Origin of the sequence: Achromobacter mucicolens, assembly GCF_902859725.1 — a bacterium.
Classification (GTDB): Bacteria; Pseudomonadota; Gammaproteobacteria; order Burkholderiales; family Burkholderiaceae_B; genus Achromobacter; species Achromobacter mucicolens.
Window position 1 is genome coordinate 1 of record NZ_CADIJP010000010.1, and the last position, 25,745, is coordinate 25,745.

The 25,745-nt window shown below is 65.4% G+C and carries 18 protein-coding genes; 6 read left to right on the forward strand and 12 right to left on the reverse strand.

Features of this window, described 5'->3' with window-relative positions; genetic code table 11:
- The first annotated feature begins 845 nt into the window (after positions 1 to 845).
- Positions 846 to 2,309 carry a ribonuclease G gene (rng, locus tag HV786_RS14020; protein WP_056320252.1) on the forward strand — a complete coding sequence of 488 codons (1,464 nt, stop codon included), beginning with the start codon at positions 846 to 848 and terminating at the stop codon, positions 2,307 to 2,309.
- Between the two features lie 394 nt (positions 2,310 to 2,703).
- The gene (locus HV786_RS14025) at positions 2,704 to 3,405 is read left to right on the forward strand and encodes a DUF3053 domain-containing protein (RefSeq protein WP_056320219.1); all 702 of its coding nucleotides are present in this window, start codon (positions 2,704 to 2,706) and stop codon (positions 3,403 to 3,405) included.
- A gap of 81 nt (positions 3,406 to 3,486) precedes the next feature.
- On the opposite strand, the gene HV786_RS14030 is transcribed toward HV786_RS14025, so the two are convergent.
- The 4 genes from HV786_RS14030 to msbA all read right to left on the reverse strand — a co-directional run bounded on the left by HV786_RS14030 (position 3,487) and on the right by msbA (position 9,293).
- A complete protein-coding gene (locus tag HV786_RS14030; protein ID WP_128827908.1) occupies positions 3,487 to 4,959 on the reverse strand; it encodes a GGDEF domain-containing protein in 1,473 nt (490 codons plus the stop codon).
- A gap of 218 nt (positions 4,960 to 5,177) precedes the next feature.
- On the reverse strand, positions 5,178 to 5,408 hold the full coding sequence (locus tag HV786_RS14035; RefSeq protein WP_062838401.1) for a hypothetical protein: 231 nt from the start codon (positions 5,406 to 5,408) through the stop codon (positions 5,178 to 5,180).
- Positions 5,409 to 5,542: 134 nt separating this feature from the next.
- Entirely contained in the window at positions 5,543 to 7,348 is a 1,806-nt protein-coding gene (locus HV786_RS14040) for a monovalent cation:proton antiporter-2 (CPA2) family protein (RefSeq protein ID WP_128827907.1), read from the reverse strand.
- 169 nt (positions 7,349 to 7,517) lie between these two features.
- Positions 7,518 to 9,293 carry a lipid A export permease/ATP-binding protein MsbA gene (gene msbA, locus HV786_RS14045; RefSeq protein WP_062838403.1) on the reverse strand — a complete coding sequence of 592 codons (1,776 nt, stop codon included), beginning with the start codon at positions 9,291 to 9,293 and terminating at the stop codon, positions 7,518 to 7,520.
- A 103-nt stretch (positions 9,294 to 9,396) separates the two neighbouring features.
- On the opposite strand from msbA, the gene HV786_RS14050 reads away from it, so the two are divergent.
- Genes HV786_RS14050 through HV786_RS14060 form a run of 3 tightly spaced genes read left to right on the forward strand, consistent with a single transcriptional unit; the run spans position 9,397 to position 11,427 of the window.
- On the forward strand, positions 9,397 to 10,368 hold the full coding sequence (locus tag HV786_RS14050) for a glycosyltransferase family 9 protein (protein ID WP_056320207.1): 972 nt from the start codon (positions 9,397 to 9,399) through the stop codon (positions 10,366 to 10,368).
- A gap of 16 nt (positions 10,369 to 10,384) precedes the next feature.
- Entirely contained in the window at positions 10,385 to 11,149 is a 765-nt protein-coding gene (locus tag HV786_RS14055) for a YdcF family protein (RefSeq protein ID WP_056320205.1), read from the forward strand.
- The gene (locus HV786_RS14060) at positions 11,146 to 11,427 is read left to right on the forward strand and encodes a YkgJ family cysteine cluster protein (RefSeq protein WP_128827906.1); all 282 of its coding nucleotides are present in this window, start codon (positions 11,146 to 11,148) and stop codon (positions 11,425 to 11,427) included. The genes HV786_RS14055 and HV786_RS14060 overlap by 4 nt, the downstream gene beginning before the upstream one ends.
- Positions 11,428 to 11,452: 25 nt before the next feature.
- Here the strand turns inward: HV786_RS14060 and HV786_RS14065 are convergent, their stop codons facing one another.
- From HV786_RS14065 to dnaE, 7 genes are read right to left on the reverse strand one after another with little or no spacing between them, the layout of a single operon-like run.
- Entirely contained in the window at positions 11,453 to 12,601 is a 1,149-nt protein-coding gene (locus HV786_RS14065) for a glycosyltransferase family 4 protein (RefSeq protein WP_142049773.1), read from the reverse strand.
- Positions 12,576 to 13,301 (reverse strand): polysaccharide deacetylase family protein, encoded by a 726-nt coding sequence (locus HV786_RS14070; RefSeq protein ID WP_128827905.1) that lies wholly within the window; start codon positions 13,299 to 13,301, stop codon positions 12,576 to 12,578. The genes HV786_RS14065 and HV786_RS14070 overlap by 26 nt, the downstream gene beginning before the upstream one ends.
- A gap of 18 nt (positions 13,302 to 13,319) precedes the next feature.
- The gene (locus HV786_RS14075) at positions 13,320 to 14,435 is read right to left on the reverse strand and encodes a glycosyltransferase (protein ID WP_128827904.1); all 1,116 of its coding nucleotides are present in this window, start codon (positions 14,433 to 14,435) and stop codon (positions 13,320 to 13,322) included.
- Positions 14,432 to 15,184, reverse strand: coding sequence for a glycosyltransferase family 2 protein (locus tag HV786_RS14080; protein WP_128827903.1), 753 nt, complete (start codon positions 15,182 to 15,184; stop codon positions 14,432 to 14,434). The genes HV786_RS14075 and HV786_RS14080 overlap by 4 nt, the downstream gene beginning before the upstream one ends.
- Positions 15,181 to 16,029, reverse strand: a complete 849-nt coding sequence (locus HV786_RS14085) for a polysaccharide deacetylase family protein (protein ID WP_128827902.1) — start codon at positions 16,027 to 16,029, stop codon at positions 15,181 to 15,183. The genes HV786_RS14080 and HV786_RS14085 overlap by 4 nt, the downstream gene beginning before the upstream one ends.
- Positions 16,026 to 17,126 (reverse strand): glycosyltransferase family 4 protein, encoded by a 1,101-nt coding sequence (locus HV786_RS14090; RefSeq protein WP_128828386.1) that lies wholly within the window; start codon positions 17,124 to 17,126, stop codon positions 16,026 to 16,028. Before HV786_RS14090 ends, HV786_RS14085 begins: the two co-directional genes overlap by 4 nt.
- A 2-nt stretch (positions 17,127 to 17,128) precedes the next feature.
- The gene (gene dnaE, locus HV786_RS14095; RefSeq protein WP_062838409.1) at positions 17,129 to 20,620 is read right to left on the reverse strand and encodes a DNA polymerase III subunit alpha; all 3,492 of its coding nucleotides are present in this window, start codon (positions 20,618 to 20,620) and stop codon (positions 17,129 to 17,131) included.
- A gap of 152 nt (positions 20,621 to 20,772) precedes the next feature.
- On the opposite strand from dnaE, the gene lpxO reads away from it, so the two are divergent.
- Positions 20,773 to 21,672, forward strand: coding sequence for a lipid A hydroxylase LpxO (gene lpxO / locus HV786_RS14100; protein ID WP_056320184.1), 900 nt, complete (start codon positions 20,773 to 20,775; stop codon positions 21,670 to 21,672).
- A gap of 81 nt (positions 21,673 to 21,753) precedes the next feature.
- On the opposite strand, the gene hrpA is transcribed toward lpxO, so the two are convergent.
- On the reverse strand, positions 21,754 to 25,722 hold the full coding sequence (hrpA, locus tag HV786_RS14105) for an ATP-dependent RNA helicase HrpA (protein ID WP_252870074.1): 3,969 nt from the start codon (positions 25,720 to 25,722) through the stop codon (positions 21,754 to 21,756).
- Positions 25,723 to 25,745 lie beyond the last annotated feature (23 nt).

Below are 25,745 nucleotides of genomic sequence, written 5' to 3' on the forward strand. Positions count from 1 at the left end.
GGTCATACGTCGCTACTCAAAGGAAGTGAGGTATGTTCTTAAACTTGACGTCTAAGGTACTTCACTTCTAGTGAGCACTTGATTTCTTGTGCTTGCGATAAGGCCGAAACCCAATCGCTGCACCCGCATCAAGCGCCCACACTTATCGGTTGTTTAGTTGTTAAAGAGCGGTACTGCTAAATTCTGTACTACTGGTTTCTGCCTTTAACTTCGGCGAACTTCGCTTTTGCGTCGTCGCTTTCGTTGCAGCAGAGAAACGAGATTATGAAGAAGTTTTTATCGCTTGTCAAGTCAGCTTCGCTTTCTGCTTTACGCAGTTGCGTCACTTACTTGCGGCGACCTCTTCAGGTCTCGCCAGGACTTTCGCCCTGCCCTAGCACCTATCGAAACTTCAGGGTAAACCCTAATTTTTCAGTAACTGCCAAGCCCAAGACTATAGCACAATTTTTGCAGATCTTGCAACTGGCTTCTGCCTGATTTGCGTCGATCTTTGCAATAACCGCTTGGCGCTCATTACTGATTGCCGCTGCGGCAGGTGAAATTGGGTTGCCCCGCCACCTGTTGCACTTGCTTGGCTTCGCGTCTCAAAACTGTCTGAGCTGCGAAGGAGCGAGACTATAGCACAGAATTTTGGGCTGTCATGCCAGTGTCTCAAATTTGTTGATGGAAAGGCAGTCAGGCTGGCGCCGACGCCCTGCTCCGTCGAAGGAGGCACGGGCCGTGACTGGCCGCGCCTATATATAGATAGCGGCAGCCCCTGCTTGTGGGACTAGTATGTACGTTTACTATTCGCCTGTACGCCGCATCTGATTGGAGACAGATACCTCATGCCCCCTGCGATCGCCCTGAGCGAAGACATCCTGATCAACGTCACCCCGTTTGAAACCCGCGTTGCGCTGGTGGAACAGGGGTCGGTTCAGGAATTGCACGTCGAACGTAGCATCCAACGGGGCCACGTCGGCAATATCTATCTGGGTCGGGTCGTGCGGGTGCTGCCCGGCATGCAGAGTGCGTTCATCGACATTGGGCTGGAGCGGGCGGCGTTCATTCATATTGCGGACCTGCGCGAGAATCGCACTGAGCGAAGCCAGGGTTTGACGCCGACGCCAATCGAAAAGCTGATATTTGAGGGACAGACCCTCATGGTGCAGGTCGTGAAGGATCCGCTCGGCACCAAAGGCGCGCGGCTGTCGACGCAGATCAGCATGGCCGGACGGATGCTGGTGTATCTGCCGCACGATCCGCACATCGGCATTTCGCAGAAGATCGATTCCGAGTCCGAACGCATCCAGTTGCGCGAACGTCTGCAAGCGCTGATGCCCTCGGACGAGAAAGGCGGGTTCATCGTGCGCACGCAGGCCGAGGGCGCCAACGACGCGGAACTGACTGCCGACGTGGAATATTTGCGCAAGCTGTGGACGAGTGTCCAGGCGGCGGCTCGGACCCAGCCCGCCCCCGCGTTGTTGCACCAGGACCTGACGCTTGCCCAGCGCGTATTGCGCGACATGGTCGGCCCCGAAACCGGATCGATCCTGGTGGATTCGCGCACGACGACTGCCGCGATGCTGGAATGGGCGCGTGTGTACACGCCGTCGGTGGTTGACCGCATCAAGCATTACAGCGGCGAGCGCCCCCTGTTCGACACCGCCAACGTGGATGACGAGATTGCGCGCGCGCTGTCGCGCCGGGTGGACCTGAAGTCGGGCGGCTATCTGATCATTGACCAGACGGAGGCGTTGACCACGGTGGACGTCAACACCGGCGGGTTTGTGGGGGGCCGCAATTTCGACGACACGATTTTCAAGACGAACCTTGAGGCGGCACAGGCAATTGCGCGGCAGCTGCGCCTGCGCAACCTGGGGGGAATCGTGATCCTGGACTTCATCGACATGGAGGAACAGGAACATCGCGACACCGTGCTCGCGGAGCTGAAGAAGGCGTTGTCGCGCGATCGGACCCGCATGACCGTCAATGGATTCACGCAGTTGGGGCTGGTGGAAATGACGCGCAAGCGCACCCGCGATTCTTTGGCGCACCAGCTTTGCGAGCCCTGCCCCATGTGCGAGTCGCGCGGCAATGTGCGTACACCGCGCACGGTCTGTTATGAAATCCTGCGCGAGATTCTGCGCGAGGCCCGGCAGTTCAATCCCAAGGAGTTTCGCATCCTTGCCTCGCAGGAAGTGGTGGACCTTTTTCTGGAAGAGGAAAGCCAGCATTTGGCGATGCTGGGCGACTTTGTGGGCAAGCGCGTGTCGCTGGAAGTGGAAGCGGCGTATTCGCAGGAGAAGTACGACATCATCCTCGTTTGACGGCATAAGAAGAATGCCTAGTCATCGGACCGACGGAAGAGCCGCGCCTGCAAGCGCGGCTTTTTTCATTTGGGCGCGACAGGATGGGGGCCATCGGGCGGCCGAAATGGCGATATGTCTGCGCGGCCGTCGATGCCTTCGTTGGTGCTGTGAACCGCGCTGGCGGCCGCTCTTCGCCAGGTCCGCATTCTGCGCGCGTGCGAGGACGAGGAGCCATACCCGAATCGCGGACAGGCTTCAACTCGATATGTGTGGATTTTGTGACTTAACAATTCGTTTGAAATGATTTCTGAAACGGATGGCGACAAGTAAGGGTTATCGATAAGCTGCGGGCGCTTTGCCGGGTCGGTTACCGCCTCGGCGCTTTTCCCTTAGTCATTCGGAGGTCATTGCAATGAAGTCCCTATTCCGTCCGTTCCTGGTACTGGTCGCGGCCCTGCCGCTGATGCTGGCAGCCTGCGGCGACAAGGAGCCCGAGCAGCGCGCGGCGTTCACGCAGTTCCTGCAGACGCGCATCGTGGACAAGCCGGGCGTGCGTGTGCCGAAGCTGACAGAGGAAGAAAAGAAGTCCTTCGGCGACTACGCAGCCCACTACGCCATCATCACCGACTTCAATGCCGGCATGGATGCGTCGGTCAAGCCGCTGTCGGGGATCCTGCAGAAGGGTCAGGTGCGCTCGGTGAACGATATCGTCACGCGCCGCGAGGACTTGAAGTCCGTGCGTGCTGGCCTGAACGACATGAACGCGGCGCTGAAGGAGCACCGCGCCAAGGCCGACGCGGCTCACGCTCAGCTCAAGCAGCCTGAGGACCTGAAGGCCGTGTACGACAAGGCCTACGAGAAGACCATCACCCTGCCGGCCGACACCTTTGGCGACGTGCTGCCGCAGATCAACGCCACCTACGACGTCACCCTGAAGATCGCCGACTACGTGGAAGCGAACAAGTCGAAGATTGAGATCTCGGGCAACAGCGTGACGGTGACCGATCCGGCCGTGCAAGCCGAGCTGAACAAGCTGCTGCAAGAGATGAACGCGCAGGCCAAGAATGTGCAGCAGGCGCAGACACGCCTGCAGGCCGTGATCATGGGCCGCTAAGCACCGCTCAAGCACGTTGCGCCACGCATCGCCCCGCCGTCACCGAAAGGTGCGGCGGGGTTTTTCTTGCCATGTCGTTCATCAGGCCGGCGCCGACGCGACGCGATTGCGGCCCGCGGCCTTGGCCTGGTACACGGCCGCATCGGCAGCCTCCACAAGGGCGGACGAGACGTTGTCGCCTAGCGGCACGACCGTGGCCACGCCGACGCTGACGGTGACGATACCGCCTTCGTTGTCTTCGTGCGGAATGGCCAGGTCCTCGACCGCGCGCCGGACACTTTCGGCGATGACCAGGGCCTTTTCGCGGCGCGTGTCGGGCAGCAGCACCACGAACTCTTCGCCGCCGTAGCGGGCTGCCAGATCGCGAGGCCGGCGAGCCTTGTTCTGAAGCGCAAGCGCCACCATCTTGAGCAGCGCGTCGCCTTCCTGGTGGCCATAGCGATCGTTGTAAAGCTTGAAGCGGTCGGCATCCAGGAATAGCAGCGAGAGCGGCGCGCGATCGCGACGCGCCGCCGCCCATTCCCGGTCCAGCACCTCGTCGAAGGTGCGCCGGTTGGCGATGCCGGTGAGTCCATCCGTCTGGGCCTGACGCGCCAATTGCGCCTCGAACGCCTGCCGCCAGCGCATCTCGCGTCGAAAGAGGACGATCTGCGCCATCACCGATGCAAAGAGCGCCAAGGTCACGGGCACGACCAGGGCGGCGCGGCGCACCCAGGGTTCGAGCAGATCGTCGACGGCCAACGCCACGTCGATCACCAGCGGCGTGCGCTCGATGGCGTCGAACGCATAGAGACGATTGACGCCATCGGGCGACAGCACGCCGACAAATGCGCCCTCGCGGCCAATCAGGTATTGCTGGAAGTCGAGCGGCATGTCGATGTCGCTGTCGAAGTCGGCGCGTGCATAAGGATTGCGCAATAGGACGACGCCGTCGTTGCGAAAGACCGTGATCGCGTCGTGCGGACCGATGGACACCTCGGCAAAGCGATCGCGAAAGTACGCCATGCGCAGGGAGCCGGCAACGACGCCGGCGAAACTGCCGTCGGCGTTGGAGATCCGCCGGCTGATCGCAATGCTTTCATCGCCGCTTCGCAGGCGGCTGTGGTACGGCCGGCTGACGTAGAGACCGACGTCGTCCGTGGCCTGGTGCACCTTGAAGTAGTCGCGGTCCGCGAAATTGACGTCAGGCGGGGTGGCGGCATGCGAGTCGTACCGAATGTTGCCTTGGGCGTCGAGCACGACGATGGCGCCGAGATACGCCGCGGTGGCGGCACGGTCAAAGAGGAAGCGATGCCGGGATTCCGGTTCGAGGTCGGCGATGCCTGGCTCTTGCAGGCGCTCGACCACGCCCTGCAGTGACAGGTCGTAGACATGCAACGTGCGGCCGATGTCCGCCGAGAGTACGCTGGCCAGATTGCGGGCCGATACGTAGGCCGCATCCCACGTCACGCGGCGGTCCATCCACAACAGAGCGACTGCTGCCGTACAGATACCGATGGCGACGATGCCGGCCAGCGCGTACAGCGTAAGGTGCACGATCCCGCGTGATTTCAATACGGCGCTCCTTCGCGGTGGCGGTCGGGGTGGCGTAGTTCAGCTGCAAGCTGTGCATGATGATGCCGATGTCCGATGCCAGGCGCAAGGCATCGCCGCCCTGGACGCCAAAGTCAGGGGCGGCGATCAGCGCAAGTGACGGGAATTGAAGCCCGGGAAGACGCCCGGGCATGCGCAGAAAGACAGGAGCCGGGCGCAGCGCGCCCGAGGCGGGGCCTTCAGGACAGCGCGGCGGCGGCGATGCGGAACGGGAAGGCCTTGGCCCCGCGCGCCTTGTCGGTTTCGCGGTGGGCGTTGATGGCCCAGGCGGGCCCTGCCCCACCGGCCTGCGCCATCAATTGGCGGGTGAGCACGCCAGAGAATCCGCAACGAAGCGTCATGGCCTGACGCCGGGCAAGCTCGATTCCGATGGCGTGCGACGTAGTCGAATTACGGTCCGTTTGCAGCATGGCAGCCCCCTGGCAAAAGCGCTTCCTGAGTGAAGCGTCATTGCGGACTAATCTACCCTAGCTGCTTGATTTTGCGCATGAAATGATGCGTAAAGTAATGCAAAGATCCGGAAATGCACGCCGAAAAATAGCCGTCAGGCGGATGGACTGGGCGCAGCGTCGCCGGTTTCGCGGTCCGGCCGGTCATTGATGCCATCCGGTTGGCCCGTCATATTGCCGTAAAGCAGCGAGCGGCCGGCGAACAGCCCGCCCGCCACCTCGAGCTCAAAGCGTTCGGTGTCGCGTTGCCGTACGTCCTGAATGACCTCCTCGGCCTCGTCGGGCGGCACGCCGATGGCGCGCAACGCAGCTTCGCCGAAGACCAGCGCCGATTCCAGGGTTTCGCGGACCTGGAAATCCACCCCTTCGCGGGCCAGCGCCAGCGAATGGATGCGGTCATAGGCCCGCACCACCACGCGCACCAGCGGGAATTCGGACTTGATGAGATGCACCATGTGGGTGGCGGCGCGTGGGTCGTCGATGCACACCAGGATGGCGCAGGCGTTTTCGGCGCCCGCCGAACGCAGCATGTCGGCGCGCGTACCGTCCCCGTAATACACCTTCACGCCCCACTTTGCCGCGGCGCGGATCGCGTCGGTGTCGATGTCCAGGATCGAGACCTTGACCCCGCGGGCCAGCATCGCCTGCGTCACGATCTGACCGAAACGGCCAAATCCCACAATCAGCGCGCAGCCGTCCAGGTCGCGGGCCACGTCCACGCCATCCATGGACGGCTTGGGTTTGGGCAGGAGCCAGCGCAAGGCCAGGACGCACAGCGGGGTGAGCGCCATGGAAATGATGACGACCGCGGTCAGCACCGCGCCCGTATGCGCGTCGAAGATGCCCTTGTCAGCGGCTGCGCTGTACAGCACGAAGGCAAACTCGCCACCTTGCGCCAGCAACGCGCAACGGGTGATCGCTTCGGCATGGGTGGCGCGCAGCAGGCGCGCCACGATATAGACGCCCACGGATTTGACCGCCATGAACGCGACGACACCCGCCAGGATGAGCGGCCATTCACGCGCCACCGCCAGGAGATCCAGCGACATGCCCACGCCCAGGAAGAACAGGCCGAGCAGGATGCCTCGAAACGGCTCGATATCGGCTTCGAGCTGATGGCGGAATGTGGACTCGGACAGCAGCACGCCGGCCAGGAATGCGCCCATGGCCATGGACAGGCCGCCCAGTTCCATCAGCAACGCGGCGCCCAGCACGACGAGCAATGCGGCCGCGGTCATCACTTCGCGGGCATGCGCCGCGGCCAGAAGACGGAACAGCGGGTTTAGCAGCCACCGGCCCGCGGCCAGCAGCGCCAGAATGCAGCCGAGCGCAATGGCGGCCTGCCACCAGGGATTGGCCTCGCTGCCGCTGCTGGCCGGAGCCAGCAAAGCGGCCAGCGCCAGCAGCGGGACGATCGCCAGATCTTCGAGAAGGAGAATGGAGACGATGCGTTGGCCCTGCGCGCTGGTGGTCTCGTCGCGCTCGGCCAGGATCTGCATCACGATGGCCGTGGACGAAAGCACGAAACCCATCGCCGCCATGAAGGCCGCAGCGCCTGACAGGCCGGCCAGCAATCCGACGCCGGTAAGCAGCGCACCGCAAACCAGCACCTGCGCGACGCCCAGCCCGAAGATTTCGCCGCGCAGCTTCCAGAGGCGCGACGGCTGCATCTCCAGCCCGATGATGAAAAGAAACATCACCACGCCCAGTTCGGCGACGTGCAGGATGGACTTGGGATCGGTGAAAAACCCGATGCCGAACGGGCCAATCGCCAGGCCGGCCGCCAGATAGCCCAGGACCGAACCCAGCCCGAGACGCTTGAACAAGGGGACGGCAATCACCGCTGCGCCAAGCAGAACGACGACGTTGAGGACTTGATTGCCTTCGGAAGGCAGGGCCATGGAGCGCTCCTGGTTGCATGGCGGGCCGAAGCGCCTGGGACGCCGCCCAGCCCGCTATGCGCAGGCTGGGGCCATTTTCCGGCAAACCGCGGGATTGGCATACAGGAACTTCGGCAATGAAAAGCCGCCCCGAGGGGCGGCTGCTGGGGAAAGACGTGTACGGTTTGGCTCAGTCTTCCCGGAACTGCATCTTGTAGAGGGATGCGTACAGGCCGTCGGCCGCCAGCAGTTCCGCGTGCGGCCCCTGTTCGACGATCTTGCCGGCGTCCAGGACGATGATGCGGTCGGCGTTCTGGACGGTGGACAGGCGGTGCGCGATGACCAGCGTGGTGCGCCCCTTCATCAGGCGTTCCAGGGAGGCCTGCACCTGGCGTTCGGACTCGTTGTCCAACGCCGAAGTCGCTTCGTCCAGGATCAGGATGGGCGCGTTCTTGATGAGCGCGCGCGCGATGGCCAGACGCTGGCGCTGGCCGCCAGACAGGCGGGCGGCGTTCTCGCCGACGGGCGTGTTGATGCCTTGCGGCAGGCCTTCGACGAAGTCGAGCAGGTTGGCGGCGGCCAGCGCATCGCGCACCTTTTGCTCGCTGGACTTGCCCAATGCGCCGTAGCCGACGTTGGCGGCGATCGTGTCGTCGAACAGCACGACGTCCTGACTGACAAGCGACAGGTGCGAGCGCAGGCTGCGCAGCGTGAGTTCATCGATGGGCACGTCGTCCACGAGGATCTGGCCGCTGTCGGCCAGCACGAAACGGGGCAGCATGTTGACCAGTGTGGTCTTGCCGCTGCCCGAGCGGCCCACGAGGGCGACGGTCTGACCGGGTTCGACCACGAAGGAAATGCCATTGACCGTGTCGCGGTCGGCGTCGGGGAAGCGATGCGACACGCTGCGGAACTCGACCTTGCCGCGCACGGGCTCGGGCAGTTCCTTGGTGCCGGTGTCGTTTTCCGGGATCTGGTCGATCAGGGTGAACACGCTTTCAGCCGAGACCAGCATCTTTTGCAGGCGGGCGGCCACGTTGGTCAGGCGCTTGATGGGGTCGAAGATCTGGGCCAGCGCGGCCATGAACGACGCGAAGCTGCCCACGGTGAGCGAGCCGCTGTTGGCCTGGCTGAGCGCCACGGCGATGACCGCGCCCACGGAAATCGAGATGCAGACCTGGGTCAAGGGCGTCAGCGCCGCATCGGCCGTGGCCGTGCGCATGGCAAAGCGGCGCAGGCGGCGGCTGACGAAATCGAAGCGGCCGCGTTCGACCTCGTAGCCGTCGAACAGCTTGATGACGCGCTGGCCGTCGATGCCTTCGCCGACCACACGAGTCAGCTCGGCGTTCATGTTGACGGTTTCGCGGTTGATACGGCGCAGGCGCTTGATGAAAAAGCGCGATATCAGGACCGAGACCGGGAGCATGACCAGGATGATCAGCGTCAGCACCCACGACATGTACAGCAGCACGCAGATCAGCGCGATGACCACCAGGGTTTCGCGCACCAGCACGGTGATGACGTCGGTGGCGTAGCCGGTGACGTTGCCGGCGTCGATGGTGAAGCGGTTCAAGAGGCGCCCGGTGTCGCCGCGCTTGAAGTCGGCGTCGGGCAGGCCCAGGAGGCGCTCGAACATGTCGCGCCGCATGCCCAGCAGCACGTTGTTGGCCACCCAGGCCAGCAGGTAGTCGCTGAAGAAGTTGCAGATGCCGCGCACCAGGATCAGGCCCACGACCGCCAGCGGCAGCGCCCAGACGTAATACGGCTTGGCGCCTGAAAAGCCGCCGTCCAGCAGGGGCTTCATGATGACCGCCAGCACGGGCTGCGTGGCCGCGGCGCCTGCCATCAGGAGGACGGCCGCCAGCAAGCCCTTCCAGTAGGAACCGACCCGGCTGTAGATCCGGGTCCAGAGTTCGGATTTGACGGGCTGGGAGCCCGCTGGCGCATTCCGTGCGGCAGAATTCAAAGGGATCACTCGCTTTTCATACAATTGTGCCCAGGATTGTACCGGCTGCGCGTCTGCGCGCCGTCCCCGCCCCTTAGCCCTATCCGCGCCCGTGCGCCCTTCCATGTCCGATATCAGTTGCCTGTATGTCCGCCTGCCCAACTGGGTGGGCGATGTCTGCATGAGCCTGCCCAGCCTGCGCGCCCTCGCGGCAAGCGGCCTTCCCCTCGTCCTCTGCGCCCGCCCCTGGGCCCGCGACCTGCTCGATGGCGTGGACAAACTGGATTTCGTCCCCATGCGCGGCAAGGTCGGGCCGGACCGAGCGGCGGTCAGCGCGCACCGGCGCGGGCTGGGCGCGCAAGGCCGCCGCGCCCGTGGGCTACTGCTGCCGGATTCCCTGTCCAGCGCGCTGGTGTTCCGGCTGGCCGGCGTGCCGTCGGCGGGGTACCGCGACGACGGCCGCAGCTTTCTGCTGCGCTGGCCGTTCGCCAAACCCGACCAGCCGATGCACGCCGTCGAATCCTGGCATCACCTGACCCGCGAGGCCCTGATCCGCTGGAATCTGCCCAGCGGTCCCGCCCAGCCCGGCCCGACGCTGGACCTGCCGCTGACGGCGGCGCATGAACGCGCGGCGGGCGAGGCCCTGGCCCAGGCCGGCCTGCAAGACCGGCCCTTCGTCCTGATTGCGCCCACCGCCACGGGCCTGCACAAGGGCAGGATCAAGGTGTGGCCGGGATTCGATACACTGACGCGCGCCCTGCAGGCCCGCGGCCATACCGTGGTAATGTGCCCCCCTCCGGCCGAAACCGACGAAGCCCGGCGCAATGCGCCGACCGCTCAGTTGTTGCCCCCGCTGGGATTGGGCGCCTTTGCGGCGCTGACCGCGCGGGCCGCGCTGGTGATTTGTAACGATTCCGGCGTGTCGCACGTCGCGGCGGCGGCGTCGGCGCGGCAGTTGACGCTGTTCGGCGTGACACAGCCGCAACGCACCGGCCCGTGGTCGCCGCGCGCGGTGTGCCTGGGCAGCGACCAGGCCTGGCCGTCGCAGGAAGAAGCAACACAGCAGGCCGAGCGCCTGCTGGATGGTACGCAGTAATCAGGACAGTCTCGAAATGACCTTTTCCAGCTATCTCACGAATCTGATCATTCCCTTGAATTTGTGCATCACCCTGGTGGTCCTTGGCCTGGTGCTGGGACTGTTCCGGCTTCGCAAGACGGGCCTCACGCTCGTCGCGGCAGGCTTGCTCTGGGCGCTGGCCTGGTCGTTGCCGGCGACGTCGCTGTGGGCGGGCGGCGCGCTGGAGAACCGCTATCCGCACAAGCCCGCCGCCGAGATGCCGACGGCCGACGCGATCGTGGTGCTGGGCGGCAATACCGCCAACGGCCGCGCCAATTGGTTCCTGCCCTATGACAAGGACACGGCCATCGTGCGCGTGGACGCGGCGGCCGAGCTGTATCTGGCCGGCCGCGCGCCCAAGGTGCTGCTGTCGGGCGGCGCGCTGGAAGGCGATGTCAGCGAAGCGCGCGGAATGGCGCATGCGATCCGCCAGCAGGGCGTTCCGGAGTCGGCCCTGATCCTGGAAAACGCCAGCCGCACCACCTATGAGAACGCCACGCTCACCGAAGACCAGCTCAAGGCGCGCGGCATCGGCAAGGTGCTGCTGGTCACGTCCGCCTTGCACATGCCCCGCGCCATGGCGGCCTTTTCCAAGCAGGGCGTGGAAGTGATTGCCGCCCCCGCGCCGCCGCAGATCGTGGAGCCGGCCGACGGGTCGCTGTCCTTGTGGCTGCCCGATGAACGCACGTTCGACGCCAGCCGTTCGATCGTGAAGGAATACGCGGGCCTCTTTGTGTACTGGTTGCGCGGATGGGTATGAGCCTGACCGGCGCGGCGCCAGCGTGCCGCTCGGAATGCGGCGCCTGCTGCATCGCGCCGTCGATCACGCGGCCCATTCCGGGCATGCCGCAGGGCAAGCCCGCAGGCGTGCCCTGTGTTCAGTTGCTGCCGGACATGCGGTGCGCGATCTTTGGTGATCCTTCCCGCCCGGACTTCTGTGGGGGGCTGCAGCCCCAGCACGAGATGTGCGGTCCCGACCGCGAACACGCCATCCGCTGGCTGGCCGACCTGGAAAGGGCGACGGCGCCCTGCCATTGAAAAACGGGGCTCGACGCCCCGTTTTTCAATGGCGCTCCAGCAGCACCTGTTCGTACAGGGCCTCGTAGCGCGAGGCCACGGTTTCCCAGCTTTGGTCGCGGGCGATTTCCAGGCCGCGTGACGTCAGCGCCGCGCGCAACTGCGGATCCGAACCCAGGCTTTCCAGCGCCTGCGCCAATTGGGCGCCATCGCGCGGGTCCTGCAGGATGAGCGCATCCGTTCCCGCCGTGAGGTATTGCGCAAAGCCGCAATAGACCGGCGAGCTGACGATGACCGGCAGACCGTGCGACATGGCTTCCAGCGGCGCCATGCCGTAGCTGTCGTTCAGGGTCGGGTGCGTGTAGATGTCGGCCGCATTGAAATACTGGGCGACGTCCGGGGTGGGATCGACCAGCGTGACGCGGCGGGCGACGTCTCCGGCGGCGCGCACGCGCTCGCGCGTGGGCTCGTCGGCGCCGACCACCAGCAGCCGGTAGCGCGGCGGCAAGAGCGCCAGCGCGTCCAGCAAGGCGGGCAGGCCCTTGCGCAGCGGATTGCGCGCCACCAGCAGACAGCCGATCGTGTCCGCGTCCCAGCCGAGGCGCGCGCGTGTGGCCTGGCGGCCCCCGTTACGGTCGGGCGCGGGCAGCTTGACGCCCGGGGCAATGATGTCGACCGCAAGTTCTTCGCCGTAGCTGCGGTGCAGCTGGTCCATGATGAGGCCCGATACCGCCACCACGCGGCGCTGGGGCGTCTTGCGCACGCGCAGCTTTTCCAGCAGCAGGTAGGTGGCCAGCCGCGGGCTGAGCCAGGCCGTCAGGCGCTGCAGCGGCGTGACCCGGGTGATGCGGTTGTAGCGAACCGGCGTCACGTGCATGACCTGGATTTCACCCGCCCAGCCGTTCATGTGCGAATGGACGATGTCGAAGCGGCCGCGGGTGAGGCGGTCGGCGCGCCAGGCGAAATACAGCACCCGCGTCCAGCTGGGCAGCCAGCCGGGAAACCGCACGGGCAGGTAATCGAACGGCAGGTCGCTGTCGAAATCGCGGGCGACCACGGAGACGTCGTGGCGCTTGCCGAGTACACGCATCAACTCCACGCCATAGGCCTCCGCCCCCCCGAAACGGTTGCCGAAGCGATCAACCAACAGCGCGATGCGAAGCCGGCGTTCAGGAGCGCCGGCGGCTGTCTTCATACCGGGTGAGGCACTTCTGGAGGAATCGGAAGATATTGGTGGAGCGCGCCACGGTCACGCGTGGCAGTCCGAAGGGATCGTCGGATGCCGCCGCCAGGCCGCGCTTGGTGAGCGTGGCGTTCTCGTAACCGGCCTCGCGCGCCATGGCCTGATGCTCGGGGCCGTGGTCGCCATACGGATAACAGAACGCGGTGACGGGCGCGCCCAGCGCCTGTTCAAGTTCGTCCTTGGACTGGACGATCTGGCGCCGCGCTTCTTCGGCAGGCAGCTCGGGCAGGTGGACGTGATCCAGCGTGTGCGAGCCGACCTCGTTGCCGGCCTGCGCCCATTCCCGCATTTCCTGCACGGTCATCAGCGGCGCAAACGGGATCCCCTTTTCGAGGTCCCACACGTTGCCGCCGTCGAACTGCCGGGCCACGAAATAATTGGTGGCGGTGAATCCCAATTCGCTCAGTACCGGCATCGCGTTGTGATGCACATTGCGGAAACCGTCGTCGAACGTGATGCCGAAGACCTTGCCCTGACGCTCGCCGCGCACATAGGGCATGACATCGCGCATGGACAATCCGCGATAGCCAAGCCGGCTCATCCAGCGCATCTGGCGGGCAAAGCTATCGGGGTGTACCGTCAGCCCGCGAAACGGCGTGCCCTTGGGGTTGGGCTCGCCGATCTGGTGATACATAAGGATTGGAATAGACATAGCTCGACATTATATGACTCAGCGTCCCGCGAGCGTGCGTTGGTATACATCCACCGTGGCAGCCGCGAAACGCTCGAGGTTGAAGTCGCGCAAACTGGTCTCGCGCGCTTTGTGGCCCATCAGGCGCACCGCCTCCGGGTTGTCCAGCATGAATCGCAACTTGGCGGTCATGGCCGGGATGTCGCGCACGGGCACGATCCAGCCATCCACGCCGTCTGTTACGTTTTCCGGCAGACCGCCCGCGTCACTGACAAGCGCCGGCAGTCCCAGCGCCATGATCTCGCGGCAGGCAAAGGACAACGCCTCGCGGTACGACAGCACGAATCCCGCGTGGCAGGACGCCAGCGCCGCGCGCACGTCATCGAGCAGCCCGGGAAACTTCACCTGATCGATCATGCCAAGCTCGCGCACACGCGCCAGCTTGGCCTCGGAGGGCGGATCGCCCGCCACCATCAGCAAGATGCGTGCCTTGTCGGCCGGCGGCAGCGCGGCCGCGGCCGCCACCAGGTCCAGCCAGCCCTTGTCGTAATCGGTGCCGCCCGCGCTGCCCAGCAGCAGCTTGCCTTGCCAGTCCGCGCCAAAGAAGAGTTCGCGCAGCTTGTCCAGGCTTTCGGGCGGCGGCGGGGCAAAGAAATTCGTATCGATGCCGTGCCGGATGGTCGTGATGGGGCGTTTGCGGTACGGGGACAGCTCCATCATGCCGCGGATGTAGTCGCTGACGGCGATGCCGTGATCGGTGGCCAGCGCCACCCGCAGCTTGTGCCCGAAGCTGGTCAGCGGGTGATCGTTGTGCTTGGTGAACACGATGCGCGGCCGGCGCCGCATGCCCAGCGTGGCCAGCATGACCTGCTTGTGATCGGCCGAACCGTTGGCGTGGATGATGTCGAACTGGCCCTCGACAATCAGGCGATGCAGCCGGGCGCGGTCCTTGAACCAGGACGACGGGCGCGTCGTGTAGCGCATGTCCACCACGTTCACGCCTGGGATGGCCTTGGCGTAGCGGTACAGCCGGCTGGTCTCCGGCACCGCCACCGTGATCTCGTGGTCGCGGGCGAGCGCCTTGGCCAGGTTGATGATGTAGGTGACGTGCCCCCCGCCGTTGCCCGCATGGAAGTTCGTGTAGAGGATCTTCACTTTTTGTTTTCTGCCAGGAACATCAGCTTCGAGTAACGGAAGAAGCTGCCCGCCGCCGCTGTCACGGCAAGTACGAGCCCGTGACGGCCGTCCAGGAAGCCGCGGCGGATCAGGTAGATGCGCACGAAGGTCCAGAAGCCGTGGCCCAACGCGCCGAAGACCGACGTGCGCTTGCCCTTGGCGTACATCATGGCGGCCGCGTCGGACGAATACCGGTTGACCTTGTTGATCAGCGCATCCAGGTTGTCGTACGGATAGTGGTTGAAATAGCCGCGCAACTGCAGGGGCCGGCCATTGGCGGGCACCACGCGTTCGTGCACGGCGGCATCCGTGAAGCGCGCCGTGCCGCGCTTGAAAAGCCGCAGCACGTAGTCGGGCCACCAGCCGCTATGGCGGATGTCGCGGCCGCAGAAGTTGGACAGGCGCGCGATTTCGTAGGCGTCGGCCTTGGGCGCGCGCAGCACGTCCTGGATTTCCTGCGCCAGCTCGGGCGTGACGCGCTCGTCAGCATCGATCGACAGGACCCAGTCGCCCGTCGCCAGATCCAGCGCGCGGTTCTTTTGCGGACCGAAGCCGGGCCAGTCAGGGGTGACTTCGACCCGCGCGCCCAACGCCCGCGCCAATTCCACGGTGCCGTCGGTGCTGCCCGAATCCACAACGATGAACTCGTCGGCAAACGACACGGACTTCAGGCAGGCGGCAAGGTTGGCCGCTTCGTTCTTGGTGATGATGATGACTGATAACTTCATCCGCGATTCCTAAGACGCTTCTTCCAGGCTTTCCAGGCGTGATAGCGCGGGCCCCAGAAGGGGTCCCGCGACAGCCAGATCCGGCGGTTCAACCAGGACCCGCCCTGATTGCGCACCGCGAAGCGGTAGATGTGACCGGGATCCGTGCCGGGAACGTTCTGGCCGAAAGGGTCGGTAGTGTACAAGTGCCGGAAACCGGCCTGCCCGGCGGCGGCCACGTAATCGGCATCGAAATAGCCCTGCGGCCAGCAGAGGTGGTCGCTCACGCCGCCCAGCCTGCGGATCAGGGTTTCACGCGAATCGTGCAGATCCTGCGCGATGTGTTCGCGCTTGGCGTTCGCATCCGCGCCGCAGACCTTGTCCCATCGGGTGTGCGTGTGGGTGTGGGAATGGAATTCGAAGGTGCCGGCCGCCTGCATGGCCTCGATCTCGCTCCAGCGCAGCATTGCCTCGTCGGCGCGGCCCGACGCCACGAGTTCCTTGCAGGCCTGGTGGTCGGGCGTGGGCGGCAGCGGGCCGCCCTGCCCCGCATGGGGCCGCACGGGACCGTCGCCGATCCAGCCGGTGATGGTGAACAACACCGCGCGCATGCCATGACGGGCGAGGACGGGATGCGCGTGCACCCAGTTGTTCAGGTAGCCGTCGTCGAACGTGATGAGCACGGCGCGTTCGGGTACGGGGCCGCCGGCCAGATAGGCGGCAAACTGGGCAGTGGTGAGCGACTGGTAGCCGGCGCGGGCCAGGCGCGAGATCTGCGCCTCGAAGACGTCGGGCGTCGCGGCAATCATGCCGCCGGCCGGCGTGACATGGTGGTACATCAGCACCGGCACATTGGGCGCATTCATGGGCGGCGCTCCGCCAGCCAGCGCAGGTAGATGGCTTCCGTGGTTTCCGCCAGGCGTGCGGGCGAAAACACGCCCTCTTCCCAGACCATCTTGCGGCCGGCCTCGCCCATCGTGCGGCGCTGCGCCGGGTCGTCGATCAGGCGCGCCAGCGCAGCGGTCAATGCGGCCGGGTCCTTGGGCGGGACCAGAAAGCCCGTCACGCCGTCCCGGAACATTTCGGACACGCCGCCCACGTTCGTGCCGATCACGGGCAGGCCGCTGGCCTGCGCTTCCACAAAGACCGTGCCGGACGCTTCCTGCTGCGTGGCCAAGGCAAAGAGATCGAATCCCGCCAGCAGATTGGGCACGTCGCGCCGCGTGCCCATGAGATGGATGCGGTCCTGCAGTCCGCGCTCGGCCACATACGCCTGGGTCTGCTCGAAGACCGGCGATCCGGCGCCGACGAACACCAGGTGCAGTTTTGGACGCGTGGCCATCAGCGGCGCGATGGCGTCGATCAGGTCCTTGTGGCCCTTGGTGGCGCGCATGACGGCCACGCAGCCCACCACGACGTCGTCGTCGGCCAGGCCGAGTTCTCCACGCAGTGTGGAATGTTCGACCGGCGCGGGCAGCACAATAGGCGAATACACCGTCGCGATCTTCTCGGGCGGGACGCCGCGGGTGATGAGGTACTTGCGCACGTGGTCGCTGACGGCCGTGACGCGATGCGGCAGGACGGTGTACGACCACATCGACCCGACCGGATTGGACAGGTGACGGGTGCGCACGATGAGCGGCGTGCCGGCCATGCGCCCGGCCAGGGCCGCGATGACCGTGTCGCGCCGGCTGTGGGTATTGAGCACGTCAAAGCGCCCGGCCTTCAGGATCTTGCGGACCGCGGCCACACCCTTCAGGTAGTTCACCGGCCCGGCCATGTCCACGGCATGCACCGTGAAACCGGCATCGCGCAGCCGTTCCGTCAGTTGCGCGCGTGGCTGGCAGATCGCCTCGAGGTGATGCCCACGCGCACGCATCGCGTGCATTTCCTTGAAGATACGTCCTTCCTGTCCGCCGAAACTGGTGGCGGCTTCCGAATGCACGATACGCAGGCTGGGCATCATTAGTAGGTGACCTCCACGCCATCTGGCTTGGTCCAATCGTTCAGGTTGGCCAGCAGCGTGTCGGCCATGCGCACGCGCCATTCCTCCCCGAGCCTGACCGTGCACAGGAAATTGTTCTTCGTGTAGACGATATCGACCGGCACGCCCGGAATGCCATTCTCGGGTTCCGCGCGGAAGGGATTGAGCATCTGACGCAGGCGGGCCGCATCGGCAGTGCCGTTGAGCTTGACGCGCAGGGACTTGGCGCGCGCCTCGCGCGCCAGTTGCAGGTCGTAGAGCTGTTCGGCGACGATGCGCATGCCGCCGGAATAGTCGTCGTTGCTGACCTTGCCCTGCACGATGACTAGCTGGTCTTCGCGCAGCCGGTTGCGGTGCTTCTCGTAAAGTTCGTTGAAGACCGAGATCTCGACCTGCGCCGTGCCGTCGTCCAGCACGGCAAAGACCATCTTGCCGCGGCGGGTCATCATGACGCGCACGCTGGCCAGCACGCCGCACATCCATTGCAGGTCGCGCTGGGGTTCCACACGCGCAAGCTGCATCGGCACGATGCGGCGCACTTCGTCGCGCCACGCATCGAACAGGTGGCCGCTGTAGTAATAGCCCAGCGCGGATTTTTCTTCGGTCAGCTTCTTGTGCAGGTCCCAGGGCGCAACCTTGGCCAGTTCGCCGGCGACCACGTCGCCGCTGTCGTCGCCAAAGAGCGAGGCCTGGTTGGCGCTGCGCGCGGCCTGCTCGGCCGCTTCCATGGCGGTGGGCACCGAAGCCAGCATGGCGGCGCGGTTGGGCTCGATGGTGTCGAACGCGCCGGCCTTGATCAGCGCTTCGATGGTGCGGCGGTTGACGGCCTGCTTGCTGACGCGGCGGCAGAAGTCGAACAGGTTCAGGAACGGGCCGCCTTCCTTGCGCGCGCGCAGGATGTCTTCGACCGCGCCCTGCCCCGTGCCCTTGACGGCGCCCAGCCCGTAACGCATCGTGCGCGGCGGCTTGCCTTTTTCGGTGTGCTTGTCGGCGACGGGCTCGAACCGGTAGCCCGAGTGGTTGACGTCGGGCGGCAGCACCTCGACGCCGTTGTCCTGGGCGTCGCGGCAGAAGATCTGGACCTTGTCGGTGTCGTCCATGTCGGAGGACATGGTGGCGGCCAGGAACTCGGTCGGGTGGTAGGCCTTCAGCCAGGCGGTCTGGTAGGAGATCAGCGCGTATGCGGCCGAGTGCGACTTGTTGAAGCCGTAGCCGGCGAACTTCTCCATCAGGTCGAAAAGCTTGACCGCCAGGTCGGGATCGTGGCCCTTTTCCTTGGCGCCCTGTTCGAACAGTTCGCGGTGCTTGGCCATTTCCTCGGGCTTTTTCTTGCCCATGGCCCGGCGCAGCAGGTCGGCGCCGCCCAGCGAGTAGCCCCCGATGATCTGCGAGATCAGCATCACCTGTTCCTGGTAGACGATGACCCCGTAGGTGCTCTTCAGGGTGGCTTCCAGGTCCGGGTGGAAATAATCGACGGCCGCGCGCCCGTGCTTGCGGTTCACGAAGTCGTCCACCATGCCCGATTCCAGCGGCCCCGGACGATACAGGGCCAGCATGGCGATGATGTCTTCGAACGTGTTGGGCCGCAGCTTCTTGAGTAGCTCTTTCATGCCGCGCGATTCAAGCTGGAACACCGCGGTGGTATTGGCGTCGCACAGGATCTTGTAGGCCGCCGGATCGTCCAGGGCCAGCGCCATGACGTCGAAGTCGCGCTTTTCGGCGTTGAACTGGCGCACGTAGCGCACGGCCCAGTCCAGAATGGTCAGGTTGCGCAGCCCCAGGAAGTCGAACTTCACCAGGCCCGCGGCCTCGACGTCGTCCTTGTCGAACTGCGAGACCGCGCTGTTCTCCTGCCCCGGCTGGCAGTACAGCGGGCAGAAGTCGGTGAGCTTGCCGGGTGCAATCAGCACCCCGCCCGCGTGCATGCCGATGTTGCGGGTCAGGCCTTCGAGCGGCTTGGCCAGGTCGACCAGCGAGCGGACTTCTTCTTCCTGCTCGTAGCGGTCCTTGAAGGCGGGCTCGTCCTTGAGTGTGCGCTCCAGCGTCCAGGGATCCATCGGGTTGAACGGGATCAGCTTGGACAGGCCATCGCAGAACATGTAGGGCATGTCCAGCACGCGGCCCGCGTCGCGCACCACGGCCTTGGCGCCCAGCGTGCCGAAGGTCGCGATCTGGCTGACGGCGGCCCGGCCGTATTTTTCCTTGACGTAGTCGATGACCCGTTCGCGGTTGTCCTGGCAGAAGTCGATATCGAAGTCGGGCATGGAGACCCGCTCGGGATTCAGGAAGCGCTCGAACAGCAGGTCATAGCGGATGGGATCGAGGTCAGTGATGCCCAGCGCGTAGGCCACCAGCGAACCGGCGCCCGACCCCCGGCCCGGTCCAACCGGCACGCCGTTGTTCTTACCCCAGTTGATGAAGTCCTGCACGATCAGGAAGTAGCCGGGAAAGCCCATCTGGATGATGGTCTTGCACTCCCAGCGCAGCCGCTCGTAATACTGCTCGCGCTTGGACTCGCGCTCGGCGGGGTCCGGAAACAGGAACTCCATGCGCTTTTCCAGGCCCTGCTCGGAGAGCTGGACCAGGTAATCGTCGAGCGTCACGCCATCCGGAGTGGGGAAATTGGGCAGGCGCGGCTTGCCCAGCACCAGGCTCAGGTTGCAGCGCTTGGCGATTTCGACCGTATTGGCCAGCGCCGATGGCACGTCGGCGAACCGGCGCGCCATTTCCTCGGAGCTGAGCAGGTACTGCTCTTTGGAGAACCGCCGCACGCGGCGCGGGTTGGCCAGGATCTCGCCTTCGGCGATGCAGACACGGGCCTCATGGGCCTGGAATTCGAATTCATCCAGGAACTGCACGGGATGGGTGGCGACCACCGGCAGGCCGGCTTCGGCGGCCAGCCGCATGGCGGCCTGGCAGTAGCCTTCGTCGCCGTCCATGCCGGCGCGCTGCAATTCGATGTAGTAGCTGCCGGGGAACATCAGCGCCCACTGGCGAGCCAAGGCCAGCGCCGAGACGGCATTGCCGGCCTCCAGCGCCTGCCCGACGTCGCCGGCCCGTCCGCCGGACAAGGCGATGAGGCCCGCCTGCCCTTGCAGCCATTCGCGGCGGATTTCCGCGCGGCCCTTGCCCTGGTTCGTCAGGAAGGCCTTGGACAGCAGTTCGCAGAGATTCAGATAGCCCTGGTGGTTGCGCACCAGCAACAGCAGGCGAAATGGCTTGGCGGGGTCTTCGTCGTTGGAGATCCAGACGTCGCAGCCGGCGATGGGCTTGACCCCCGCGCCGCGCGCGCCCTTGTAGAACTTGATCAGTCCGAACAGGTTCGACAGATCGGTCAGGGCAACGGCGGGCTGGCCCAGCTTGGCCACACGCTTGATGAGGTCGGGAATACGCACCGTGCCGTCCACAACCGAAAACTCGGAGTGGACGCGCAGGTGAACAAATGGGGTCGGGGTCGTTACGGCTTCGGACATGGCGGAATTGTACCCAGCGGCCGACCTCCAGAGGGCAATCCTTTGAATCAGAATCCGGCAGGCCGCGCGCCCTGCTGGCTGATTGCGGTCGCCCGCTTGTGGGACAATACCGCCCTATAACGCACCACCCCGTAGCACGACGAGATCTACCTATGAAATGGTTAATACCCGGGATCTGGCTTGCCGCCATCCTGTTCGCGCACTTCCGCGGCCGCGTCAAGCTGCCGCTGGGCCGGCAGCTGCTGGACCACTCGGTGCTGCTGGCGCCAATCAACGCGTTCATGGTCCTGACGTCGCGGGTGCCCACCACCCCCTACCTGACCACCAGCGAAATCGCCGAACTGAAGGTGCTGGACGACAACTGGGAAACGATCCGCGAGGAAGCCATGCAGATGGCCGAGCTTCGCCGGATCAAGGCGGCCGACACCCATAACGACATCGGCTTCAACTCGTTCTTCAAGTACGGCTGGAAGCGCTTTTACCTGAAGTGGTACGACGCCCGCCACCCGTCGGCCGAAGAACTTTGCCCCAAAACTGTCGCCATCCTGAAAGGCCTGCCCAAGGTCAAGGCTGCCATGTTTGCCGAACTGCCCCCGGGCGGCCAACTGAATCCGCACCGCGACCCGTTCGCCGGCTCGCTGCGCTATCACCTGGGCCTGGCCACGCCCAACGACGACGGCTGCCACATCATCGTGGACGGCGAACACTACAGCTGGCGCGATGGCGAAAGCGTGGTGTTCGACGAAACCTACGTGCACGAGGCCTACAACAAGACGGACCAGAACCGGATCATCCTGTTCTGCGACGTCGAACGCCCGCTGAAGTGGCGCTGGGCCGAGGCCTTCAACCGCTGGTTCGGCCGCAAGGTCATGTCCGCGGCCAGCTCGCCCAACGACGGCGGCGACCAGACCGGCGCCATCAACAAGCTGACCCACGCGCACTGGGTGATCGACCAGAAGCGCAAGGCGTTCAAGAAGTGGAACCGCACGGCGTACAAGGCCACGAAGTACGGGCTGATCGCTTTGGTGGTCGTCGGGTTTCTGGCGCTGTAATCCCGCATGCTCACCGGTGTCTGACACCCGGGCGGGCCCCTGGCAGGCGGGGCGCCGGCTCCAGGGTGTCAGACACCCAGGCTAGCGCTGCAAGGACTCCCAGCTTTTCATCAGGCGTTTCACCGACACGGGCATCGGCGTGCGCAGCTCCTGCGCAAAAAGCGCCACGCGCAATTCCTCGAGCAGCCAGCGGAACTCGTCCAGCCGGGGATCGGGCGCGCCCTTGAGCGCGGCCCGCGCCCGCTGGTACTGCGTGACCAGCGGTGCCATTTCCGCCACCAGCTTTGCATCCCGCGCGGGATCGGCGCGCAGCTTGTCGATGCGCGCCACCGCCGCCTTCAGGTATCGCGGAAAGTGCGACAACTGCGCGTACGGGGTGTCGCGGATGAACCACTTGGGCATCAGCGCACCAAGCTGCTGCTGCAGGTCTGCGTAGGCCGCCGCATGCGGCTTGGCTTGCGGCAGCTTGCGCTGCAGCGCCGCGTATTCCGTCAGCACCGCACCGGCCAGCCGCGCGACTTCCTGGGCCAAGAGGCCCAGCCGGCCCTTGCCCTCGGCGCGGCGCGCTTCGAACTGCTGTTCGTTCACCGGCCACGGCTCGGCCAGGCAGGCCTGCCCCAGCGCGCAATCGATGATCTGGTCGCGCAGTTCTTCCTGCGTGCCCAGCGTCATGTACAGCATGCTGATCTTGGTGAGATCGGTCAGGTTCTTTTCCAGGAACTTGACCTGTTCGCGCAGGCCCAGCCGGAAGAGCTTGAGCAGACCCGCGCGATGGTGCTTGCGTGCCTCGTCCGGATCGTCGAAGACGTCCAGGTCGCAATGCGCGCCGCGGTCCACCAGCGCCGGATAGCCGATGACGGACTGGCCCCGGCGCTTGATCTCCATGATCTCGGGCAAGGGGCCGAACGACCAGGAAGTCAGGTTTTCGTGCGCCAGCGCCTGCGCGATCTGGGTGTCGCTGGCCGCCAGCTGCTGGAAGGTGGCCTGGGCCTGCTTGCCGAATTCGGCCCGCAGTTGCGCCAGGTTGCGTCCGGCGGCCAGCATGCGGCCGTGCTCATCCACGACGCGGAAGTTCATGAACAGATGCGCGGGCAAGGTCTCGAGCTTGAAGTCGCCCACGGCCGGACGCACCTGCACCTGATCCCACATGTCGGCGATGATCGCGTCCACCAGTCCCTGCTGCGGATCGGCCTGCCGGTCAAACCAGCGGTCGTAGAAGCCGGCGGCGTAGTCGGGTAGCGGCACGCAATGGCGGCGCAGCTTCTGCGGCAACGACTTGAGCAGCAGGTGCACCTTTTCCTTCAGCATCCCGGGCACCAGCCACTCGCAGCGCGCGGGATCGATCTGGTTCAGCGCGAAGAGCGGCACCGACAGCGTGACGCCGTCTCGCGGCGAGCCGGGTTCAAAGTGGTAGTCCAGCGCCATCGACACGCCCTGCCACTCCACCTTCTTGGGGAAGACATCGGTCGTGACGCCGGCGGCCTCGTGGCGCATCAGCTCGTCGCGCGTCAGCATCAGCTTGGCGGCGGCCGCCTTGTCCAGGCCGCTTACCCACTTTTCCAGCGACGCGGTCTGCGAAATGTCGGCCGGCAGTTGCCGGTCGTAAAACGCGTAGATGAGTTCGTCGTCGACCAGGATGTCCGGCCGGCGAGTCTGGTGTTCCAGCTTTTCGATGCCCGCGATGAGCTTGCGGTTGTGCGCGACGAATGGCAGGCGCGTGTCGATTTCGCCCGGCACCAGCGCCTGGCGGATGAAGAGTTCGCGCGCATGCGTGGGGTTCACGCGGCCGTAGTGAATGCGCCGGCCGGTGTAGATGGCCAGGCCATACAGCGTGGCGCGCTCGTTGGCCACCACCTGCCCGGCCTTCTTTTCCCAGCGCGGGTCGGACCAGTTCTTGCGGATCAGGTGCGCGCCGACCTTCTCCAGCCACACCGGATCGATGCGCGCCACGCAGCGCGCATACAGACGGGTGGTCTCGACCAGTTCGGCCGCCATGATCCAGCGGCCGGCCTTCTTGGCCAGGCGCGAACCCGGATGGATGTGGAAGCGGATATCCCGCGCGCCCAGGTAGCTGCCGCCCTCGTCGCTCTTGAACCCGATGTTGCCCAGCAAGCCGGACAGGAGCGCCATGTGCAACTGTTCATACGTGGCTTCGGACTGGTTGACGCGCCAGCCCTGCTCGCCCACCAGCGCCGCAAGCTGCGTGTGCACGTCGTGCCATTCGCGCAGTCGGATCGGCGACAGGAAGTTCTGCCGCAAGAGGCCCACCAGCTTGCGCTGCGAGGCCTTGTGCTGCACCTGCTCGCCATACCAGCGCCACAGCTTCAGGAACGAGACGAACTCGGACTTGTCATCGCCGAACTTGGCGTGCGCGGCCTCGGCGGCCTCGCGCTCCTGCATGGGGCGGTCGCGCGGATCCTGCACGGACAGCGCCGAGGCGATGATCAGCATTTCGGCCAGGCATTGGTGTTCGCGCGCGGCCAGGATCATCCGGCCGATGCGCGGGTCGACCGGCAGCTTGGCCAGCTCGACGCCGGTGCGGGTCAGGACGAACGAGGCGCCCGTGCGGCCCGCATCCGTGTCGGGGTCGGACGCCGACGCCAGCTCGATGGCGCCCAGTTCCTGCAAGAGGTGGTAGCCGTCGGCCACCGCGCGTCCCGGCGGCGCCTCGACAAACGGAAACTGCTCGATGTCGTCAAGCTTGAGCGACTTCATCCGCAGGATCACGGAGGCCAGCGACGAACGCAGCACTTCGGGATCGGTGAAGGCGGCCCGGTTGTTGAAGTCCAGCTCGTCGTAGAGCCGGATGCAGACGCCCGGCCCCACCCGCCCGCACCGGCCGGCGCGCTGGTTGGCCGAGGCGCGGCTGATGGGCTCGATGCGCAGCTGCTCGACCTTGTTGCGCCAGGAATAGCGCTTGATGCGGGCAAGCCCGCTGTCGACCACGAAACGGATGCCGGGCACGGTCAGCGAGGTTTCGGCCACGTTGGTGGCCAGCACGATGCGCCGCGCGTTGCCGCGCGGGCGGAAGATTTGTTCCTGCTCGGCCTGCGACAGCCGCGCAAAGAGCGGCAGGACTTCCGTGCCAGCAGGATGGCGCTTGCGCAGCGCTTCGGCCGATTCGCGGATTTCGCGTTCGCCGGGCAGGAACACCAGCACATCGCCAGGGCCATGCCGCGCGCATTCGTCGACGGCATCGACGATGGCGTCGATCAGGTCGCGCTCTTCGTCGCCCGACATGCGCTCGCGGTCGCGGCCGGCCTTGTTGGGCGCGGGCGCGTTGTCGTCGGCGGCGGGCTCTTCGCGCACGGGCCGGTAGCGCACTTCGACGGGATACAGGCGGCCGGAGACTTCGATGACCGGCGCGGGCTTGTCTTCCGAAGCGGCAAAGTGCTTGGCAAAGCGCTCGGCATCGATGGTGGCCGAGGTGATGATGAGCTTGAGGTCCGGGCGCCGCGGCAAAAGCTGCTTCAGGTAGCCCAGCAGAAAATCGATGTTCAGGCTGCGCTCGTGTGCCTCGTCGATGATGATCGTGTCGTAGCGGCGCAGGAGCGGATCGCGCTGCGATTCGGCCAGCAGGATGCCGTCCGTCATCAGCTTGATGGACGCGTTGGGACCGGTGCGGTCGTTGAACCGCACCTGGTAACCGACAACCTCGCCCATGGGCGTGTTCAGCTCCTCGGCGATACGCTTGGCCACCGACGTCGCCGCCAGGCGGCGCGGCTGCGTGTGGCCGATCATCTTCTGACGGCCGCGGCCCAGTTCCAGGCAGATCTTGGGCAGCTGGGTGGTCTTGCCCGAGCCGGTCTCGCCGCTGACGATCACGACCTGATGGCCGGCGATGGCGCGCGCGATCTCCTGCCGCCGCGCGCTGACGGGCAGGTCTTCGGGATAGGTGACGGCCGGAACGGGCCGTTCGGGACGAGGCGCGGCCAAGCGGCCTTCGGGCCGGGCCCGGGTGTCTTTCCGGGCTTGTTCCCCGGGCGTTTCCGCGTCGCTGGCGCGCGGCGCCGGTTGCTTCGGCGCCCGCGGGCTGGAGGATTCAGGCATGTAGGATTTATCCGATTAGCCCG

What these genes read in the sequence shown, in the direction of transcription:
- HV786_RS14025 (WP_056320219.1), top strand. Translation starts at nt 2,704, where the DNA reads ATGAAGTCCCTATTCCGTCCGTTCCTGGTACTGGTCGCGGCCCTGCCG.
- HV786_RS14035 (WP_062838401.1), bottom strand. Translation starts at nt 5,408, where the DNA reads ATGCTGCAAACGGACCGTAATTCGACTACGTCGCACGCCATCGGAATC.
- HV786_RS14040 (WP_128827907.1), bottom strand. Translation starts at nt 7,348, where the DNA reads ATGGCCCTGCCTTCCGAAGGCAATCAAGTCCTCAACGTCGTCGTTCTG.
- HV786_RS14050 (WP_056320207.1), top strand. Translation starts at nt 9,397, where the DNA reads ATGTCCGATATCAGTTGCCTGTATGTCCGCCTGCCCAACTGGGTGGGC.
- HV786_RS14055 (WP_056320205.1), top strand. Translation starts at nt 10,385, where the DNA reads ATGACCTTTTCCAGCTATCTCACGAATCTGATCATTCCCTTGAATTTG.
- HV786_RS14060 (WP_128827906.1), top strand. Translation starts at nt 11,146, where the DNA reads ATGAGCCTGACCGGCGCGGCGCCAGCGTGCCGCTCGGAATGCGGCGCC.
- HV786_RS14065 (WP_142049773.1), bottom strand. Translation starts at nt 12,601, where the DNA reads ATGAAGACAGCCGCCGGCGCTCCTGAACGCCGGCTTCGCATCGCGCTG.
- HV786_RS14070 (WP_128827905.1), bottom strand. Translation starts at nt 13,301, where the DNA reads ATGTCTATTCCAATCCTTATGTATCACCAGATCGGCGAGCCCAACCCC.
- HV786_RS14080 (WP_128827903.1), bottom strand. Translation starts at nt 15,184, where the DNA reads ATGAAGTTATCAGTCATCATCATCACCAAGAACGAAGCGGCCAACCTT.
- HV786_RS14085 (WP_128827902.1), bottom strand. Translation starts at nt 16,029, where the DNA reads ATGAATGCGCCCAATGTGCCGGTGCTGATGTACCACCATGTCACGCCG.
- HV786_RS14090 (WP_128828386.1), bottom strand. Translation starts at nt 17,126, where the DNA reads ATGCCCAGCCTGCGTATCGTGCATTCGGAAGCCGCCACCAGTTTCGGC.
- dnaE (WP_062838409.1), bottom strand. Translation starts at nt 20,620, where the DNA reads ATGTCCGAAGCCGTAACGACCCCGACCCCATTTGTTCACCTGCGCGTC.
- lpxO (WP_056320184.1), top strand. Translation starts at nt 20,773, where the DNA reads ATGAAATGGTTAATACCCGGGATCTGGCTTGCCGCCATCCTGTTCGCG.
- hrpA (WP_252870074.1), bottom strand. Translation starts at nt 25,722, where the DNA reads ATGCCTGAATCCTCCAGCCCGCGGGCGCCGAAGCAACCGGCGCCGCGC.